Origin of the sequence: Ammoniphilus sp. YIM 78166, assembly GCF_004522215.1 — a bacterium.
GTDB lineage: Bacteria > Bacillota > Bacilli > Aneurinibacillales > RAOX-1 > YIM-78166.
This window is the reverse complement of record NZ_SDLR01000003.1, coordinates 174,168-192,329: the sequence shown is the minus strand read 5'-3', so window position 1 is coordinate 192,329 and position 18,162 is coordinate 174,168. Positions and strand designations below refer to the sequence as shown.

Here is an 18,162-nt window from a genome sequence, read left to right as displayed (position 1 = left end):
TTATATGTCCAACTGCAGGGACAGGAATTTATACTCCAAATAATCCTCAATGCCGTACTTTCCACCTTCGCGCCCAACGCCAGATTCCTTGATGCCGCCAAAAGGCGCCTGTGCGACTGTAGGCAGGGCATCGTTAATTCCAACTATGCCATAATCCAGGGCTTCCGCTACGCGGAACATGCGAGAACCATCTTTCGTGTATACATAGGAAGCTAGGCCATATACGGTATCATTGGCGTATCGGATAACCTCTTCCTCAGTTTCGAAGGTGAAGATCGGAGCAACCGGCCCGAAGGTTTCCTCATAGGCAATTTTCATCTCATGGGTGGCATTGAGCAATACCGTTGGAGCGAAGAAGCAGCCTTTTTCAAGCTCGCCTTCTGTAACCTTGCTTCCTCCAGACAGAAGGGTGGCCCCTTTTTCGACGGCATCATCAATATGCTCTTGTGCTTTATCCATGGCCGCGCGATCAATCATCGGACCGATGGTAACACCTTCTTGCAGCCCGTTACCCATGACAAGCCGCTTCATTTTTTCAGCCATGATCGCAGCAAACTCGTCAGCCACCGACTTCTGCACATAAATTCGGTTGGTGCAAACGCAAGTTTGGCCGGCGTTGCGGAACTTGCTGGCAATGGCACCCTCTGCCGCTTTCTCTAAATCAGCATCTTCAAAAACAAGAAACGGAGCGTGTCCGCCCAACTCCATGGACACTTTCTTCATGGTATCTGCCGACTGACGCACGAGTTCCTTCCCTACTTCTGTTGATCCCGTAAACGTGATTTTGCGAACAACGGGACTGGCCATCAAGGTGCCTACGACTTCTGATGCAGAACCGTTTACCAGATTCGCAACCCCCTTCGGCACCCCCGCTTCATGCAACGCCTTGAATACTTCAATAGCAGCCAGCGGCGTGGCTGATGCAGCCTTCACGATCATTGTACATCCAGCAGCCAGAGCAGGCGCCAGCTTGCGGGTGATCATGGCAATCGGGAAATTCCACGGCGTGATCGCCCCAACGACACCAACAGGCTGACGAAGGACCATCAATCGCTTGTTCGGAGTCGATGCAGGAATGGTATCTCCGTAGATGCGCTTTCCTTCTTCCGCATACCAGTCAAGATAATCAATCGCAAGCCCAATTTCACCCTTTGCTTCCGCAAGAGGCTTGCCCATTTCCAGGGTAATCAATTGGGCAATCTCATCCGTACGGCCACGAAGGATGTCAGCCGTCTTTTTCAGATAAGCGTAGCGGTCCTTAGCCGTTAGACGGGACCATGGCTTGAACGCTTCTTGGGCTGCATCAATGGCAGCTTGAGCATCTGCAGCTCCGCCCTTAGCTACTGTCCGGACCACTTCACCTGTAGCCGGGTTGATCACATCAAACGTTTTATTGGACTGAGCGTTACAAAATTCCCCATTTATATACAACATTTAAATCCCTCCATGTTCATTTCTCTCTTCTACTTCTTTTCCGCTTCGGCTACCGCAGCTAAAACTTGGTCTACCAATTCCGCGCCTAATTCGCTGCGATACTTTTCATAAACCGATTTAGTCGCTACTTGGAATGCCGTCTTCTCTTTATCCGTCAGTGTGATCACTTCCATGCCATTGGCCTTGAGGTTTTCAATTCCAGCAGCTTCCTGCTTTTGATTTAAGTCTCGCTCCAAAGCGCTCCAATTTTTCGCTGCATCCGATAACAAGGCTTGAAGTTCAGCCGGCAACCCTTGATAGAATACATCATTAATCATGAGGACATAGGGACTATAAACATGACCATCCAATGTCGCATGTTTATTCACTTCATAGAAACGTACGCTTTCAATTAAGGAAACCGGGTTTTCTTGTCCATCAATGACGCCCTGCTGCAAAGAGGAATATACTTCACCGAAGGCCATCGGTGTAGGACTAGCTTTCAATGCGGTTACTAGATCCATGTGCGCAGGATTTTCTTGCGTTCTGATTTTCAAACCTTTCAGGTCTTCCGGCTTTCGGATTGGCCTCTTGCTGTTCGTGAAATGCCTGAACCCATTCTCGCCCCATGCCAAGCCGCGGACTCCTGTCTCATTCGCCATCTTTTGGAGAATGTCCTGACCCACCGGACCATCTAGCACTTCATAAGCTATCTTGTCATTTTTAAAGAGATACGGCATGTCAAAAATCATCGATTGCTTAAAAATACTAGGCAAGGGTCCTGTCGTAATCGCAGCCATGTGGATCGATCCCAATTGCACGCCTTCAAGCTGCTCTCTTTCCCCGCCGAGCTGATTGGCTGGGAAGGTACTGATCTTAATGGCGCCGTTACTTTTTGCTTCCACTTCTTTTTTGAATTCCTGTAATGAGGTTTCCAGGCGGTCATCCGTTGCTGGAGCGGAGTGCGCAATTTTGATTTCATAGACTTGCCCTGCTCCGGATGTTGCTGCATCAGTCGGTTTATCCGATGAACTGCATGCCGATAGCACAGATCCCACCGCTAGTGTTAATGCCATAGATAAGAAGAATTTTTTCATGACTTTTCCCCCTTTTTTATGTTTACAATACTCCGTAATACGCACTTTCAATGATTTGCTTGATATCCTTGTCGGAAGTCAATCTAGGATTCGCCAATACATTCCCGCTTCTCATCGAGTCGCTTATCATTTGCTGCAAATATTCCAATGAAACTCCCAAATCCTTGATATTGTTAGGAATGTTCAGCGTCTCATTGAGGCTTACCACGGCCTGGATCGCTTTTTTCCCTGCTTCCATTTCCGATAGACCAGTGACATCTTCACCTAACGCAATCGCAATGTCCCTGTATCTTTTGGGACAGGCTGGCAGATTATAGGCTAGGACATAAGGCAAGAGCGTTGCGTTGGCAATTCCATGAGGGATATTGAATACGCCCCCAAAGGTATGGGAGATCGCATGCACATTTCCTAAACGGGATTGGGCAAAGGCCACTCCGGCCATGAATGAAGCAACAAGCATGTTCTCTTTGCTTTGCATGTCCGTTCCTACAAAATAAGCTTTCTTTAGGTTCTCCCCAATCATTTTCGCGGCTTGTATCGCCAAGGCCTGGCTAACCGGGCTAGCGTATTTCGAGGTATACGATTCGATGGCATGGGTAAGCGCATCCATGCCGGTTGCAGCAACAATGGGAGAAGGCAGTTGGAGCACAAGCTCAGGGTCCAAGATCGCTAGCTTCGGATACAAATAGGGACTGATAATCGCTGTCTTGAAATGGGTCTCGGAGTTTGTCACTACCGTAGAGGGAGTCCCTTCACTGCCTGTCCCAATCGTAGTAGGAATCGCTACGATCGGAAGTGCTGGATGGAGAAGTTTGTTTACTCCTTCATAATCCAGGATGTTCCCGCCGTTATTTGCCATAGCAGCAATGGCTTTGGCCGTATCTAGGCTGCTTCCCCCTCCAACGCCCAAGATCAGGTCATATTTGCCATTCCCCAATAGCTTCAAAGCCTTTTCCAATACCTGAGTGGTTGGGTTGGGTTCGACTTGATCAAAGATGTCAAAGCGAATACCTTCTCCGCTCAAAGAGGCTTCAATCGGTTGAAGGATGTTCGCCCCTCTCACCCCAGGGTCAGTCACAATAAGTACTTTATCCCTTGTATATTCCCTGAGAAACATACCAGTTTTTCCAGCAAGGCCTTGCCCGCATTTCATTTGGGTAGGCATAAAATAATTATATTTCTCCACTTCCACTTACTCCTTCCTGCTCCTTCTAATCTATGAATTAAGTATATTTTCTTCCCTTCTTGCCTCACCAACCAGGATTGCTTAGTGCAAGGTCCTTGGAAGTCAATCGGTTAGGTGGTCGTGTGGTCCTACCAGCTTACCTGTAAAAGATATTACTATAAGGTTCAAACATTTTCAATATCTTTTTCTATCTATGAGAGAGTTAAATCATTCTTGAAAAAGATCTCTATCCGATAATATAGAGATTGCAATCAGCTCATAGAATTGAATTCGATCTTCAAAGCGATGGGTAATCGTTACAATCATGATTTCGTCTTCCAAGAATGATCGTGTGACTTAGATCCACTGCCAGGTGTTCTTAAACACATACATAAAAACCCCAAGCCTTTCGCTTAGGGTTTTTAAACATTATTTGACTCTTTAACGAAAGGGCGATTCGGCTTTTCAATCGTCTTCGATACAAGAGCGCCTAACAGCAAGGCCCAGACGACGGAGCTAATATGGAAAAAGCTGACGTTGGATAAGGCAATAAGAAAGGACAGGAGTGAACTCATCGGAAAGTTATTCCCTGAAAACCCAGTTTGCAAGTTGGATAGTAAAACCCCAATTAAAGAGAATCCAGCTAAAATCGTAATGAGTGCTTGGGGTAAGGATTGGATTAACGGTACAATCTGCCAAGCAAAGATGCCAAATAAGATCGTTCCTATTCCTGACACTACCGACGCCATATAACGCTTGGAATTGGGCCCTGATTCACTCGAAGCACAAATCGCCGACATCATCCCTGCAATATTCGCACATTGTCCACCAGCTAGGCTCGTGATCATCGAGAAGATCCCACTGGTGCATAAAGTCTGTTTAATGGGAGGTTTATATCCCGCGGATTGCAAGGCACTCACTCCGACAGCCGCATCATTGCTAAGTATGAGCATCGCCAACGGGAGAGCCAAGGTAAGTAATGCCATCCAAGTAAATTCCGGGGGCTGCCAGCTAAAGAGAAAGGGATGGACCGGCAAGTCGGCTATTTCAATCTTCTGGGTCAGTCCCAAAGTGCAGGCGGCTACGACCATTGCCCCTAAGGCAGGAGAAATCCGCTTGCTGTACTTCAAAAATAATAAAAAACTGATCAGTGCTGCTCCACCCACTAGGGGCATTTCCCGAAAAGAAGGAACCATTCGAACGGCATAGCTGGCCACGAGTCCTGCCATCATCGCCGATATGACTTCTCTTGGAACCCATTTGATAATCCTGGTGAAGATCCCGGAAAGACCGACTAAATAAATAATGAGTCCAGACATAATAAAACCGCCGATCATTTCCGGATACGTAAATTGGGAAGCTACCGTTGTCAAGAAGGCCACCCCCGTTAAGGAACTCCCTCCTGTAATAGGTATCCGATATCGAATGGCCATATAGATGCCAAGCAAGCCAGCAAACAAGTAAGCGGCAAACATCCAGTTTATCGTCTGCTGAACAGTCAATCCGCCATTTTCCGCGACTTCAAAGAGCATGATAATGGGACTTGTCATCATTAAGGTCGCGGAAATCAGTCCCGTTGAGGTGTTCTGAGCATTCACATCGGATAGTAATCGAGGTAAACCCTTACCTCCATTCCGTTTATGAACGGGAATCTCTTGATACTTCGGTGCTGTATTCATTTTTTTCTAGCCTCAATTCGGTGAAGTTTCACCCTGATCATCCTTTCTAAGAAGGGGAAAATCCCAGGTGTAAATACACTTGGGATATCCGCAAGCTGGTATGGAGTTGAAAGATTTTAAAATTTTATTTAATCGGTGAAAAATTAGCTGCGTACATGATTTTCGATTCTTGCTTCTCTAGCATAGGGAAGGCTATAGGAATAAATTTCTCTAACCAGTCCGTATCTTCATATAGTGCTTTTCTTCTGCTGGCCCGATCATCTAAGCTTTCATATTCCCAAATATGAATAACCTGATTTAGTTCACCTATATCCGTATACCACCATCCCACTAGCCTAGCGTACTTCGAGATGATGGGCAGGCCCACTTTTTCGAAGTGCTCAAGGTAGGTTGAAACTTGTCCAATTTTGATAGTATAGGTTCTCATTTCGTAAAACATATATCATTCTCCCCGCATCATAATAGTCTTTAGTAATCATCCTACTTCTTGGCCATCTTGGCTTCTGCTTCCTCAACCGCCTTCAATACTTTATCCATCAATTCCACGCCTAATTCGTTACGGAAACGATCATAGACGGGTTGCGTAGCTGTGCGGAATGCCTCTTTTTCTTCATCCGTCAACGTTTCGACCTGCATGCCGTGCCCCTTAAGGTTTTCAATCCCCTTAGCCACTTGCTCTTGGTTCATTTTTCGTTGTAAGTCGCTCCAATTCTTAGCTTCTTCTTGGATAATCTGTTTATATTCATCTGGGAAACTCTGATATAAGCTCTCATTGATGATAAAGGCATACGGATTATAAACATGTCCATCCAATGTGGCATACTTATTCACTTCATAGAATCTCATACTCTCGATAAGGGAAACAGGGTTCTCTTGCCCATCAATGACACCTTGCTGCAAGGAAGAATACACTTCACCGAATGCCATAGGCGTCGGGGAGCCCCCTAACGACACCACCATCGCCATGTGAGCAGGGTTTTCCATCGTTCTGATCTTCAAGCCTTTCACGTCTTCCGGCTTTTTGATGGGGTGCTTATTGTTCGTAAAATTACGGAACCCATTTTCTCCCCAGGCCAAAGCACGAATTCCGGTCTTCTCAAGCATGCCATCCAAAATTTCCTGGCCAACAGGCCCATCTAGCACTTCATAGGCGATTTCTTCATTTTTGAAAAGATATGGCATTTCAATTACCATGATCTCCGGGTAAACGCTAGGAAGCGGGCCAGCTAGTGCAGCCATGTGAATGGATCCCATTTGAACGCCTTCCAGCTGTTCACGCTCACCCCCCAATTGACTGGCAGGAAAGGTGGTAATCTTGATAGCGCCATTCGTTCGTTCTTCTACTTTCTTTTTAAATTCTTGCAACGAGTTTTCCAAACGATCTTCTGTTGCTGGTGAGGAATGGGAGAGTTTAATTTCATAAACTTTATTCGTCCCGTCGGATTCACTCGAAGAAGCCTGTGGCGTATCAGATGAACAAGCTCCTAGAATCAAAGCTGAAGACAATATGGTTGCAAGCGGTAAAGCAAACTTTTTCATATTTTTTTATCCCCTACTAATAAGATTTTTTATAATATTCCTTTATAAGCATTTTCAATTAACCACTGAATATCCTTTGCATGGGTTAGCCTCGGACTAGCCAATACATTCCCGCTGCCTATGAAATCTTCGACCATAGAGTCCGCCGGTTCCCCTCTTCCATTAGGAAAAGGTTTCAACTTGGTCTCCAATGTTAACAATATGATTATTCATCGCTTGGCAAGCTTTCTCCGGATTACCTTCGAGGATAGCCTGATAGATCAATCGGTGCTCATTCAGCACAATTTCCGACTTACCCGGAATCTTCAGGGCATCAATTCTGGCCTCATATACCCCTTGTCTGAAAATGGTGGAAATGAGTTTGAAGGTGTTAATCATCAGTGTGTTATGAGACGCTTCCATAATGGCGTTGTGAAACTTAAAGTCTTCTTCTGCTGCCAGCTCCAACTGACCCATTGAATATTCAAGCTTTTCAAGTGCTTCTCTAATGTTGTGAAGATCTTGTTCCGTTCGACGTGCGGCTGCATAGTAGGCTGCATTGCTCTCGATTCCCTGACGCCACTCTAACATCTCAAGCAGGTTAACTTCCCCTTCCACAAATACGAGATTGAACAGATTCAAGAGTTCTTCATTACTCAACGCGGCTAGAAAATTGCCCAAACCTGGTTTAACGATAATAATACCTCTTGATGCTAATGCGCCTATCGCTTCTCGAACCGCACCTCTTGAAACGGAAAACATGGCTGCTAGCTCCCTCTCAGAGGGAAGCTTATCCCCAGGATGCAAATCGCCTTTTTCGATCGATTGCCTGATCTTTTCCATAATTTGCTCAAATATCTTTTGTTTCTTAATCGGAGTGTAATTTATCATGGCTAGACACCTCTATATAATAATTGTCACGAAGGTCAAATGGCTAGGTGGTCCGACCTCTATTTATTCAACTATTATACAGAGATCAGATCCTTAGTACAAATCTTTCTAGTAGTCTTCCTATGGTTGGGTGATCAGGCTTTTTGCAGTCCTTATCCTGCAACAACAATTCTCTTCTTAGGCCCAGGAATGCGTTCACAGATCGACTGCCCAATTGAAATGGATGCTGTAGCCGCAGGGGATGGGGCATTTAATATATGGATCGATCGTTCGTTGGATACGATGAGAAAATCATCTACCAGCTTCCCATCTTTTGTTAAAGCTTGAGCTCGGACCCCGTTTTCCGATGTGACCAAGTCATCTTCCTTTACTTCTGGAATGAGCCGCTGCAGGCTTTGGACAAAAACTTTTTTGCTAAAGGAGCGAACCATTTCTTTCCATCCTTCGCCAATGTTCTGTCTAGCAATCTTCCAAAACGCAGGATAGAGCATGACTTCCGTTAAATCCTTCAAATCAAAATCTGTTTTCTTGTAGCCTTCTCTTTTAAAGCTCAATACCGCATTGGGCCCAGCATGAATATGCCCATCAATCATCCGAGTAAAATGAACGCCCAAAAATGGAAAATTAGGGTTAGGAACCGGATAAATCAGATGTTTAACCAAGTAGCTCTTCTCCGGTTTAAGTTCATAGTATTCTCCACGGAACGGGATAATCTTCATATTTGTTTCAATTCCTTGCATGGCCGCGATTCGATCACAGTGAAGTCCGCCGCAATTGATCAAGTATTCCGTAGTAAAGACAGCGTTTTGGCATTCTACTTCGATTCCACTTTGCTTCTCACGGATATTCACTACCGTCTTATTCAGCAGGATATCCCCACCGCGTTCTTGGATCACTCGGGCAAAGGTCTCTGCAACCGACTTATACTTAACAATCCCTGCTTCCTTCACATGAATGGCGGCAAGACCATTCGTATGAGGCTCGATCTGCTTCAATTCCTCTCGTCCAATTCTCGTTAAGTTGATTCCATTCTCAAGCCCACGTTTATACAAATTCTCAAGAAGCGGTAATTCGTGCTGTTCGGTTGCTACAATGACCTTCCCGCACATCTCGTAAGGAATTTCATATTGATCGCAGAAGTCTCTCAGCTGTTGACCTCCCGCCCTCGAAAATCTAGCCTTCAAGCTTCCTGGCTTATAATAGATTCCGGAATGGATCACTCCGCTATTGTGTCCGGTCTGGTGATACGCCAGCGTACTCTCCTTTTCAATAACGGCAATCCTCGCTTGGGGAAACCGTTCTGTTAAAGCGTAGGCCGTAGATAATCCAACAATTCCCCCACCTACAACAATATAGTCATACATGTCATCTACCTCTTCATCTCATATTAATGTTGTTATACAATTTTAATAAACAAGCACCCTTATAGTTGTTAAAAAACCTTTTATAATTCCATATTTTACACAAACTTTGTATTTTTATCAATATTTTTCTTAAATTTGTATAACAACACTGATAATTGAAACGGCTATCTCGTTCTACTGTCCTGAAGTCCTTGCAGTACGCTTTTGCAAATGACGCACATGTTTACCTAAAAGGAATTGCTAGAAAACTTGGCTTGTGCCAAGCTTTAGTTCAGCGCCAACAAGTTTTCCTCGTGCAGTCCAAATAATATGACGCAGTTATAAATTCAGACAGTACAAAAAAGAGTCCCTGAAGCCCAGGGACTCTACTCTATCGCTAGGTTTAGCTTATTTCGAACGCTTAGCAACCAACGCGGTCTTATGCTTGGTCAAACTCCTTTCTGAAGCTGCTCTACCAATGCATGAACGGGTTGCACCCGATTAATCGCACCCACGCTCTGCCCTGCAGACCAGATGTCTTTCCAGGCCTTTGGTCCTGAGGTGCTTGTTGGCGCGAAGTCTTACCCATATTTCTTAAATCATGAACCCTACCCCACTTGTTTTTTGCTCCAGCATCTTCGAAACCAACGTGCCAATATGAGCGGCTGCTTCGATTGGAGGAGTTCCCCTCCTGTGAATGTTGGAAATGACCATCCGGCTGGATTCCTTGGTCCCTTTCCTCGGACGATAGCACAGATAAGCACTCATCGAGTTTGCGCAAACCAGTCCCGGACGCTCCCCAATCAAGAGGACAAAAGCTTCCGGCTGGATCAGCTCACCGATAGCATCCATACAGGCCACTCTTCCACCTTTCACAAAGAAGGGTATCCCTTGTTGGAGGCCATAAGCCTCGAGCGAATCCATCAGGGCAGGATAGACATCCCGGATGTTTTCTTCAATGGCGCTAGCGCTTAGGCCGTCCGAGATGACAACCTGAACCTGGGGATTGGAGAGGCAGCGTTCCAGGATCATCTTCTCGCCCTCGGCAGAAAGCATTCGACCAAGGTCTGGCCGCTTGAGATAACACTCTTTTGTTTCCGCGCAAGTACGGACGCTAAACAACCCCAGCTCCTGCATAAGCGCTTCGGACACCTCACCATATACGGCATCTACCGCAGCCGCATGGTCGATCCGCAACGAAAGAAGATCTTGGGTTCGCGGCCGGGTTCCCGTACGCCCCACTCCGATACGAGCAGGCGTGACTTGCTTGAGAGCCTCTAAAAAATCGCGTCCTTCTTGCTGGGCCATGCTATACCCCTCCCTGTGAGAGTCGTTTTAGAAAGACCGTCGGATCACCGGCTTGAGACGTTAATTTTCCACCCTCCATGATCCCTTGGGCTTCCAGCCATTTTTCAAATTCAGGTGCGGCATTGAGCCGAAGAATATTTCGCAAGGTCGCTATATCGTGATAACTCAGCGACTGATAGTTCAGCATGCAGTCATCTGCCATCGGCACTCCGATGACAAAATTCACTCCAGCAGCCGCAAGCAGCATGCTCAGATTATCCATGTCGTTTTGATCGGCGTTCATATGGTTCGTATAGCAGACGTCAACGCCCATCGGCAACCCGTGCAGCTTTCCCATGAAATGATCCTCGAGCCCTGCCCGGATCACCTGCTTGCTGTCAAACAGGTACTCCGGCCCAATAAAGCCCACAACCGTATTGACGATAAAAGGGTTGAACGTTCGCGCCAATCCATAGCATCGGGCCTCGAGTGTGACCTGATCCACCCCGAAATGAGCCTCCGAGGAGAGTTCGGAGCCTTGCCCGGTTTCAAAATACCATCGGTTGGGGCCGGCTGCCGTCCCCTTTTCCTGAATAAGTGCGTCAGCTTCTTTCAGCAAGAAAACCGAAATACCGAAGGATTCATTGCCTGCTTGCGTTCCGGCAAGGCTTTGGAAGATGAGGTCAGCCGGTGCCCCTTTTTCGATAGCTCGCATTTGTGTGGTGACATGGGATAACACGCAATTTTGCGTGGGGATGGCCAAGCGCTCCATGATATCTTTGGTTTCTCGCAAAAGGGCAAACACATGATCGGTCGTATCCATGACCGGATTAATACCGATCACCGCGTCCCCTACCCCATAGCTCAGGGCTTCATACAAGGAGGCACGGATTCCTTCCACATCGTCAGACGGATGGTTGGGCTGGGCGCGGGAAGCCAGTGTACCCTTTTGGCCGATCTTGGTTTGGCAGTGGGTGATCACCTCGATTTTGGCTGCGGCTTGAATTAAATCCAGATTGGACATGAGCTTGGTTACGGCCGCAATCATTTCGCTGGTCAAGCCTTGACCGAGTTTCAAGAGATCCTGTCCGGAGTTTCGATCATCAAGCATCCACTCCCGCAGGTCGGCCACCATCCAACGCTGAACCGTCTGGTAGATTTCTTCCTGAACGCTTTCCTCAATGATCTTCGACACCTCATCCTGCTCTGGGGTCAGGACGGGGTAATTTCGGATGTCCGCCATCGTTAAGTTGGCTAACACAGCTTTGGCGGCCATTCGCTCTTTCATATTCGCTGCGCCAATACCGGCGAGCTGATCGCCGGAACGCTCTTCGTTCGCTTTAGCCAAGATTTCCTTTAAGCTATGAAAGGCATAGGTAGTCCCGAGCAAGGTCGTTTTCTTATGCATCTTCCGTCACCTCCATTCAGCCGAAGGCTAATGTTTTGATGGATATAGAAATGGCCTCTCCGGCAACCGGCAGGCCTAAATCAATATAATCCCCATAGGAAAAATCGATTTGATCCAGGCAAATCACTTGGGGCTTTTGCCCACAGCGTTTGGCAAGGGCCTGCCCGAGCGCCTTCGCCATATCACTTTCACAAAGGACAAGCATGAGGGAGGCTTGGGGGAAGCAAGCTGTATATTCTCTTGATAAAGCATCCGCTAGACTTTGGAGCATGAGATAGCTGCAGTAGCCAACATCCGATAAGGCAATGGCAAAAGGAGGGTCCCGCCTAGTCTCGAGGAAGAGCTTTTTCCCCTCCACCAAAGCCTGGAGCAAGCGAAGACGGAAGGCTTCTTCCTCCCAATTTTCGTGAACCCGGACAAGAATCGGAACCATCGGCACGTTTTTGATCGGCAGCAGGGCCTCCTTTACATACACCGTTGACCCGCTCACCTCGGTAGTTTGCATCCCTGCCCCAATCACGGTGGCCCGCGTGGTTTGGGCGGCTTCGATCCCATTTATGTCATATTGTTCAGAAGAAACCTTCAGGGCAAAAGCGAGCAGCGGTCCGATGTCATGGTACGTGGCGGTTTCGCTTAGCGTTTGCGGCTGTGCATGCGGCATCATTTGCCCAACGCCCCCTGAGAACATCACTTCTCCAATAGGCATCATGGGACTCGTTAGCGGGGCAAGAAGCAACTTCTCGGCATGGAACTCCGGGGATCCGGACAGAAAAGACAGCAGGCTTTGGCTAAGCTGTAGGCACAACTCCCACAACCTCTCGTACGTGACCACTTCCTGAATCTCCCAGCCATTGGCTTGGAGCCATGGTTTCAGGTGCTCCGATACGTATTCGACTAGCCCCTGCTCCGTTACACGAATCAACCGACCACCTACATGAAACGTAAAGGTTTGAATCGCCCTCCCTTTATAAAACAAGGCCACATTGGCCGTTCCGCCCCCGATGTCTACATTGGCAATGATGGCGTCTGTCTCTTCCGAACGCTTCATGGCCCCCGATCCTTTTCCAGCCAGGATCCCTTCGAGATCCGCCCCCGCTGTCGCAACGACAAAATCCCCAGCCCGATCTGCGAGGTAATGAAGAATCCTCTCGGCATTTTCTTTGCGGGCAGTCTCGCCTGTCATGATGACCGCTCCTGCCTTCATATCGTGTAATGAAAGGCGGGCCTGTTCGTATTCAGAGGTCAAAAGCTCACCTAAACGATGCATGTCAATTTCATTTTCATTTTTGAGCGGAGTCGTGTAGATCGGGCTGGCGTAGAGAATTTCGCGTTCCTTGATCTGACATCGAGGCAGGCCATAGGGGCTTCCCATTTCTCCAATCCATAAGCGGCTAATAATGAGCTTAGTCGTACTCGTACCAATATCTAAGCCCATGCTCGTGATCCAGTTCATGCCCTTCCTCCTCTGGGATACTGCAAACAAAAAGGCGCTCTGTATCACCCTACTTTTCGTAGAAACCATACAAAGCGCCGTCAGCCAATATAGTATAACTTCTATAATATGGGAAAAAATCCTTCTTATGTCTGGTGAGTTTTATATGATGAGGCTATGCGTATGAAGGAGAATAAAGTGTAATATAGGAAGATAAACATCGAGGAGGAATAAAAAGATGGAAGATCTATATAAATGGATTGGAAATATGGACATTTACCTGCTTGACCAGATTATGAAAAATCGCTTCGTTCCCGGTAGTCGGATTTTAGATGCGGGCTGTGGAAAAGGACGAAATCTCTCCTATTTTTTGCGACAATCGTTTGACGTCTATGGGGTGGATACAAGCATCGATAATATTGCTTATGTACGAAAATGGGCGGAGCCATGGACAGAAGCTGATCACTTCCGGGTAGAGGCTATTGAGGATCTATCTTACCCTAAAGACCATTTCGATGCCATTATCTGTAATGCTGTCCTTCATTTTGCGCGTAACGATGCTCATTTTACGGAAATGGTACATCAGCTTTGGAAGCGGCTGAAGCCTGGTGGATTCTGGTTTGCCCGGTTGGCTTCTAGCATTGGCATCGAAGATCAGGTCCAGCCGCTTGGCGAGGGACGGTATCAATTGCCGGATGGCACCGAGCGTTTCTTAGTAGACGTGGATCGGCTTCAGCAGGTGACGAAGGAGTTGGGAGGAAGTTTTGTCGAGCCGGTCAAGACCGTTCTCGTGCATCAGCAGAGAAGCATGACGAATTGGGTGTTGAGAAAGGCGGATGGAACGAAGTGAAGGAAACGGATCTTCCTTCTCACTTTTGCGCGCTTTGCCGACCACAATCTTTGGTAAACCGTATCTGTTTGTGGGGCTCTCACTAGGGAGTCCTTTAATATGTTAGAATACGCTTATCAAGAAGGATTGCTGATTGATAGGTAGACAAAGCCTGCTCCTGAAAAAATTCTTGTTTATCTATTAAATTATTCATATTATATTAATTAAAAGAAGAATGGGGGTATGCCTATGATAGTTAAGCCTCGTAATCAATCTTTAGAATTAAAAATACTGAGGTCATTAAACGCTCGAATAGGTTTAACAACTAAAGAAGAAACCTACTATAGTAACCTGGAAAAAGGCTACAAAGGAGAGCTTCGGTTTGACGAATGGATAGAGAACGCATCTCATGACCGGCTTGTTCTGAATGATCATCATCCGAGCAATCCGCCCGCTTCAGGGCACGCATCGTGGTCTTGCGGTACCTCATCCGAGTGATCCGCCCGCTTCAGGGCACGAATCGTGGTCTTGCGGTACCTCATCCGATTGATCCGCCCGCTTCAGGGCACGAATCGTGGTCTTGCGGTACCTCATCCGATTGATCCGCCCGCTTCAGGGCACGCATCGTGGTCTTGCGGTACCTCATCCGAGTGATCCGCCCGCTTCAGGGCACGCATCGTGGTCATGCGGTACCTCATCCGAGTGATCCGCCCGGTTCAGGGCGCGAATCGTGGTCTTGCAGTACCTCATCCGAGCGATCTGCACAAAGTAAGTGCAAGCACTTACTTTAGTCTATGTAGTTTCCGCCTCGCCTGAATAATCCGTCACCATATCCGCATCCGTTAAAGGCATTCTGCGTGACCGGGATACGGATAAGATATCCAAACGCAACCACCAAATGAAGGATCTTAAACAATCTTGAAAGTAGTATGCAATCAAAAGGATGAATTAGATATAGTCTGTCAAGGAATACCCTCTTTTAGCTTGTACCCAGCTCGCTTAACTCTATCAAGTCACCTACCCGAGTGGGTATCCCCCCCTAATTCACGCCCCAGATTTGCTCCGACCACCTTTGATGGAGATCTACCAATCGGTCTTCCAGCGTATCCTTTTCCTTGTCAACCGTGTTGGCCTCCTGCTCAAACCAATCTAGGAGCATTTGCAAGCCCTGATGAAGGGACATATCCAAGGATAGCCCTTCCACATCCCTTTTGATTTTAGAATTATCAAAAATTCCTGCATAGCATTTTTCATAATAAATATGGTTAAATAAATCCGGTGCGGCTTGAATCAATAGGTCAGATGGAAGGTGTACGATTTTGGGCTCGATTCCTAGAAGACGACCGAACTCCAGATAAAGATCCTCCCAGATCTGCCGATGTTCACTGCAAATATGATAGGCTTCTCCATAGGTTTTTCGGTTGCCCACTATTCCTGCATAGCCTTTTGCCAGGTCAGGGGCAAAGGTGAAACTCCAAGGGGTCGTGCCATCGCCAAACATGACCAAGGGCTTTCCTTTTCGAATCCGATCGACGATGCCATAGTTTTGCCTTAAGACACCGACATTCGCTGCCCCCACTCCATAGGTTAGGGAAGGTCTGATGATGGTAATGGGAACCGTTTCGGTTTGGATTACCTTTTGAAGGTATCTTTCCATCTCCGCTTTATGAAAGGCGTAAGGGAAGTCTGAGTTATTGGTCAGTTGTTCCCCCTCTTCTATCGTAGGGAGGGTACGATAGGGGCGTTGATAGGCTGCGACGGAGGAGGTGAAGATCATCTGCTCCACGTTTCCTTCGAAGGCCTGAACGGTCGTTCTCGCATCCTCCTCATTAAAGCTGATCATATCAATCACGACATCGCATTTCACTTTCTTCATCGCTGCAATGAAAGCCTCTTTGTTGGTTTTATCCCCTGTATATTGCTCTACTTCACCCCAAAAACTTAATTCCTTGTTCTTCCGGTTAAAAATCGCAACTTCATGTCGCTCCTCAAGTAATTGATTGACGATACAGCGGCTGATGACTCCAGTTCCGCCTAATACAAGGACATTCATTTCACACCCCTTTTCACTCTTCCTATTACGATCACTCAACTACCTCAATTAAACACCAATTGATTTCTTCCACTGTCGCCAACCGCTTCATCCGGCACCGATTCTAATCTCTCCATCTCCACACTAGCCAGAATAAACGGCGCCTGGCCCATAAAGTGATCACTCACGATGCTCCCCTGATATAATAGGTATACGACCCGTCCCGGTAAGGCCGGTTGCCCAACCCTGCTCCTTTGCAAATTTGATGCAAATGTACGCCTGTCTCATCCTGGGTGACCAAATGGTTCAGGATCCCTTCATAACCTTTGACCGCGAGCTCGCGGTAATAGCGGGGCAAATAGCCCAGTCTTACTCCTTTGGCAATCGCATACACAAACATGCAAGAACCGGTAGCCTCCAAATAATTGCCTTCTCGCTGGCCTTTGTCCAGCACTTGATACCAAAGTCCGCTATCCGCATCTTGTACTTTTTCTAAAGATCCCACCATCCGTAAAAAGATTCCGGCGATGGTTCCTCGCTTCACATGATTGCGCGGGAAATGCTCCAACGCATCTACGATCGCCATCGCGTACCAACCCATGGCGCGGCTCCAGAAATGAAGAGACTTCCCTGTAGCTGGATCAAACCACTCCTCCTCCTTGCTTTCGTCCCACCCATGGTAGAGCAAGCCGGTTTTCGTATCTCTTGTACGCTGTTCCACCGTTAGGATCTGATGAGCGACTTCATCAAACAAATCGGGCTGATCAAAGGTTTTCGCATACTCAGCCAGAAATGGAGAGGACATATATAATCCATCCAGCCACATTTAAACGGATATATTTTTTTATGCCAAAAACCGCCTTCCGATGTACGAGGATGACCTTTTAATTGATCGGCCAGTAAGTGCGCAGCCTTGGCAAAACGTTCCTCTCCTGTTTGTTTAAACAACGGAAACAGGACTTTTCCTTCATTAATTTGGTCAAGATTATACTCCTCTAGTTCGTAGGTACGAATGGACCCATCGGATTCGATGAATAGGTCCATATGCTTTTTGACATAGTTATCATATTTATCATCCTTTGTTACTTCCCCAACTCGCAGCAAAGCCAAGAGCATCATACCTGGGACGTAAGCCCAACGTTCCTTTATTTCCGGATGGTAGCCCTCTGAATCAGATCCGGACATGATGGTTTCAGCCATAGCTACAGACCAATTTTGTTTATTCATGAAACATAACCTCCTCAATAATGAAACTAGTATTATATTAATTGCTCGTGCTTATATCGTATATAATCACTTGCTCAGGAATCGTAGAAGTAGTGGGTATGGCCCGGAGGGGCGAACCATGAGACAATAAAAAATACAACCCTATAATCATGTTATAAGGTTGCATCCATAACCTTTATTTGAATAGGGTCAATGGATCCTTGTCCCATTTTGAAAATTTTTCATGGCTCAGTCCCATTTCGAATGGATCATTTTATGAATCCGGTGAATCTCCATCTCTTGATTTCCCTGCTTACCAGCTAGGATTCTTCGAAAGAGCGCTGTGAACGTTTTGCCCATCCTTTATGGCCTGGAGATCTTTTTTGAAAGGTTTTAATTCTTCCTGGAGAACGGCACGCAGCCCTTCTGTCATATTTTCCATAAATCTCTTATAAGGATTGAAAAGAAGAGAAAGCACCAAAATTTGAATAGAATGGATAGGTATGAAGTGTGTCTTAACTTGGGGCAAGTCAGAGGTAGTCTTTGGAGATATAAAAATAGAAAGGGATTAGCTTTTCAATTTAAAGATTTCCTTCTCATGCTCTACGATCTTGTGATCATAAAAGCGCATCCCTTGTTTGATTTCCTGTACATCTTTTTGCAATTCCTTGATCGCATGCCCATTCCCTTGTACTTCTACTTGCAATTCTCGTATCGCTTGCCTATTTTCTTGAATTTCCTCCTTTATGCTGGCTTGCCCTTGTTCCAATGAAACCAGCTTCTCAAAAATCAGCTGCAGCATTTCACTTTGATTCATTCTTATTCACCTCCTTGCGACCTATTTTACCATAGCTCTTCCCTG

At 46.6% G+C, this 18,162-nt stretch carries 15 protein-coding genes and 1 pseudogene; 1 reads left to right on the top strand and 15 read right to left on the bottom strand.

The features are described from left to right. The 11 genes from EIZ58_RS12425 to EIZ58_RS12375 form a co-directional block, all read right to left on the bottom strand. Positions 1 to 1,431, bottom strand: a complete 1,431-nt coding sequence (locus EIZ58_RS12425; protein WP_305034062.1) for an NAD-dependent succinate-semialdehyde dehydrogenase — start codon at positions 1,429 to 1,431, stop codon at positions 1 to 3. Positions 1,432 to 1,463: 32 nt separating this feature from the next. Continuing rightward, the gene (locus EIZ58_RS12420; RefSeq protein WP_134701140.1) at positions 1,464 to 2,510 is read right to left on the bottom strand and encodes a TRAP transporter substrate-binding protein; all 1,047 of its coding nucleotides are present in this window, start codon (positions 2,508 to 2,510) and stop codon (positions 1,464 to 1,466) included. A gap of 22 nt (positions 2,511 to 2,532) precedes the next feature. After that, complete coding sequence (locus EIZ58_RS12415) at positions 2,533 to 3,696, bottom strand: iron-containing alcohol dehydrogenase (RefSeq protein WP_134701139.1); 1,164 nt, start codon at positions 3,694 to 3,696, stop codon at positions 2,533 to 2,535. A gap of 401 nt (positions 3,697 to 4,097) precedes the next feature. Beyond that, positions 4,098 to 5,354: a benzoate/H(+) symporter BenE family transporter gene (locus tag EIZ58_RS12410; protein ID WP_134701138.1), complete on the bottom strand. Its 1,257-nt coding sequence runs from the start codon at positions 5,352 to 5,354 to the stop codon at positions 4,098 to 4,100. 124 nt (positions 5,355 to 5,478) lie between these two features. After that, on the bottom strand, positions 5,479 to 5,781 hold the full coding sequence (locus EIZ58_RS12405) for an NIPSNAP family protein (RefSeq protein ID WP_205672181.1): 303 nt from the start codon (positions 5,779 to 5,781) through the stop codon (positions 5,479 to 5,481). Between the two features lie 53 nt (positions 5,782 to 5,834). Next, the gene (locus EIZ58_RS12400) at positions 5,835 to 6,893 is read right to left on the bottom strand and encodes a TRAP transporter substrate-binding protein (RefSeq protein ID WP_134701136.1); all 1,059 of its coding nucleotides are present in this window, start codon (positions 6,891 to 6,893) and stop codon (positions 5,835 to 5,837) included. Between the two features lie 162 nt (positions 6,894 to 7,055). After that, the gene (locus EIZ58_RS12395; RefSeq protein ID WP_134701135.1) at positions 7,056 to 7,763 is read right to left on the bottom strand and encodes a FadR/GntR family transcriptional regulator; all 708 of its coding nucleotides are present in this window, start codon (positions 7,761 to 7,763) and stop codon (positions 7,056 to 7,058) included. A gap of 152 nt (positions 7,764 to 7,915) precedes the next feature. Further along, a complete protein-coding gene (gene lhgO / locus EIZ58_RS12390) occupies positions 7,916 to 9,127 on the bottom strand; it encodes an L-2-hydroxyglutarate oxidase (protein WP_134701134.1) in 1,212 nt (403 codons plus the stop codon). A gap of 573 nt (positions 9,128 to 9,700) precedes the next feature. After that, positions 9,701 to 10,414 carry an ethanolamine ammonia-lyase subunit EutC gene (gene eutC / locus EIZ58_RS12385; protein WP_134701133.1) on the bottom strand — a complete coding sequence of 238 codons (714 nt, stop codon included), beginning with the start codon at positions 10,412 to 10,414 and terminating at the stop codon, positions 9,701 to 9,703. A gap of 1 nt (position 10,415) precedes the next feature. Further along, positions 10,416 to 11,801 carry an ethanolamine ammonia-lyase subunit EutB gene (locus EIZ58_RS12380; protein ID WP_134701132.1) on the bottom strand — a complete coding sequence of 462 codons (1,386 nt, stop codon included), beginning with the start codon at positions 11,799 to 11,801 and terminating at the stop codon, positions 10,416 to 10,418. Positions 11,802 to 11,817: 16 nt separating this feature from the next. After that, the gene (locus EIZ58_RS12375; protein WP_134701131.1) at positions 11,818 to 13,254 is read right to left on the bottom strand and encodes an ethanolamine ammonia-lyase reactivating factor EutA; all 1,437 of its coding nucleotides are present in this window, start codon (positions 13,252 to 13,254) and stop codon (positions 11,818 to 11,820) included. A gap of 217 nt (positions 13,255 to 13,471) precedes the next feature. Between EIZ58_RS12375 and EIZ58_RS12370 the strand changes: the two genes are divergently transcribed. Next, positions 13,472 to 14,083, top strand: a complete 612-nt coding sequence (locus tag EIZ58_RS12370; protein WP_134701130.1) for a class I SAM-dependent methyltransferase — start codon at positions 13,472 to 13,474, stop codon at positions 14,081 to 14,083. Between the two features lie 1,018 nt (positions 14,084 to 15,101). Here the strand turns inward: EIZ58_RS12370 and EIZ58_RS12360 are convergent. From EIZ58_RS12360 to EIZ58_RS12350, 4 genes and pseudogenes are all read right to left on the bottom strand, one after another. Continuing rightward, positions 15,102 to 16,115, bottom strand: coding sequence for an NAD-dependent epimerase/dehydratase family protein (locus EIZ58_RS12360; protein WP_134701128.1), 1,014 nt, complete (start codon positions 16,113 to 16,115; stop codon positions 15,102 to 15,104). Between the two features lie 44 nt (positions 16,116 to 16,159). Then, entirely contained in the window at positions 16,160 to 16,282 is a 123-nt protein-coding gene (locus EIZ58_RS35135; protein ID WP_370297679.1) for a hypothetical protein, read from the bottom strand. After that, positions 16,279 to 17,279, bottom strand: a pseudogene (locus EIZ58_RS12355) (glycoside hydrolase family 88/105 protein). Before EIZ58_RS12355 ends, EIZ58_RS35135 begins: the two are co-directional and overlap by 4 nt. Before the next feature lie 589 nt (positions 17,280 to 17,868). Continuing rightward, a complete protein-coding gene (locus EIZ58_RS12350) occupies positions 17,869 to 18,117 on the bottom strand; it encodes a hypothetical protein (RefSeq protein ID WP_134701127.1) in 249 nt (82 codons plus the stop codon). Positions 18,118 to 18,162 lie beyond the last annotated feature (45 nt).

Coding starts and splice junctions, on each gene's coding strand:
- EIZ58_RS12360 (WP_134701128.1), bottom strand. CDS start 16,115: ATGAATGTCCTTGTATTAGGCGGAACTGGAGTCATCAGCCGCTGTATC.
- EIZ58_RS12370 (WP_134701130.1), top strand. CDS start 13,472: ATGGAAGATCTATATAAATGGATTGGAAATATGGACATTTACCTGCTT.
- EIZ58_RS12405 (WP_205672181.1), bottom strand. CDS start 5,781: ATGAGAACCTATACTATCAAAATTGGACAAGTTTCAACCTACCTTGAG.
- EIZ58_RS12395 (WP_134701135.1), bottom strand. CDS start 7,763: ATGATAAATTACACTCCGATTAAGAAACAAAAGATATTTGAGCAAATT.
- EIZ58_RS12420 (WP_134701140.1), bottom strand. CDS start 2,510: ATGAAAAAATTCTTCTTATCTATGGCATTAACACTAGCGGTGGGATCT.
- EIZ58_RS12380 (WP_134701132.1), bottom strand. CDS start 11,801: ATGCATAAGAAAACGACCTTGCTCGGGACTACCTATGCCTTTCATAGC.
- EIZ58_RS12375 (WP_134701131.1), bottom strand. CDS start 13,254: ATGAACTGGATCACGAGCATGGGCTTAGATATTGGTACGAGTACGACT.
- EIZ58_RS12410 (WP_134701138.1), bottom strand. CDS start 5,354: ATGAATACAGCACCGAAGTATCAAGAGATTCCCGTTCATAAACGGAAT.
- EIZ58_RS12400 (WP_134701136.1), bottom strand. CDS start 6,893: ATGAAAAAGTTTGCTTTACCGCTTGCAACCATATTGTCTTCAGCTTTG.
- eutC (WP_134701133.1), bottom strand. CDS start 10,414: ATGGCCCAGCAAGAAGGACGCGATTTTTTAGAGGCTCTCAAGCAAGTC.
- EIZ58_RS12350 (WP_134701127.1), bottom strand. CDS start 18,117: ATGAATCAAAGTGAAATGCTGCAGCTGATTTTTGAGAAGCTGGTTTCA.
- lhgO (WP_134701134.1), bottom strand. CDS start 9,127: ATGTATGACTATATTGTTGTAGGTGGGGGAATTGTTGGATTATCTACG.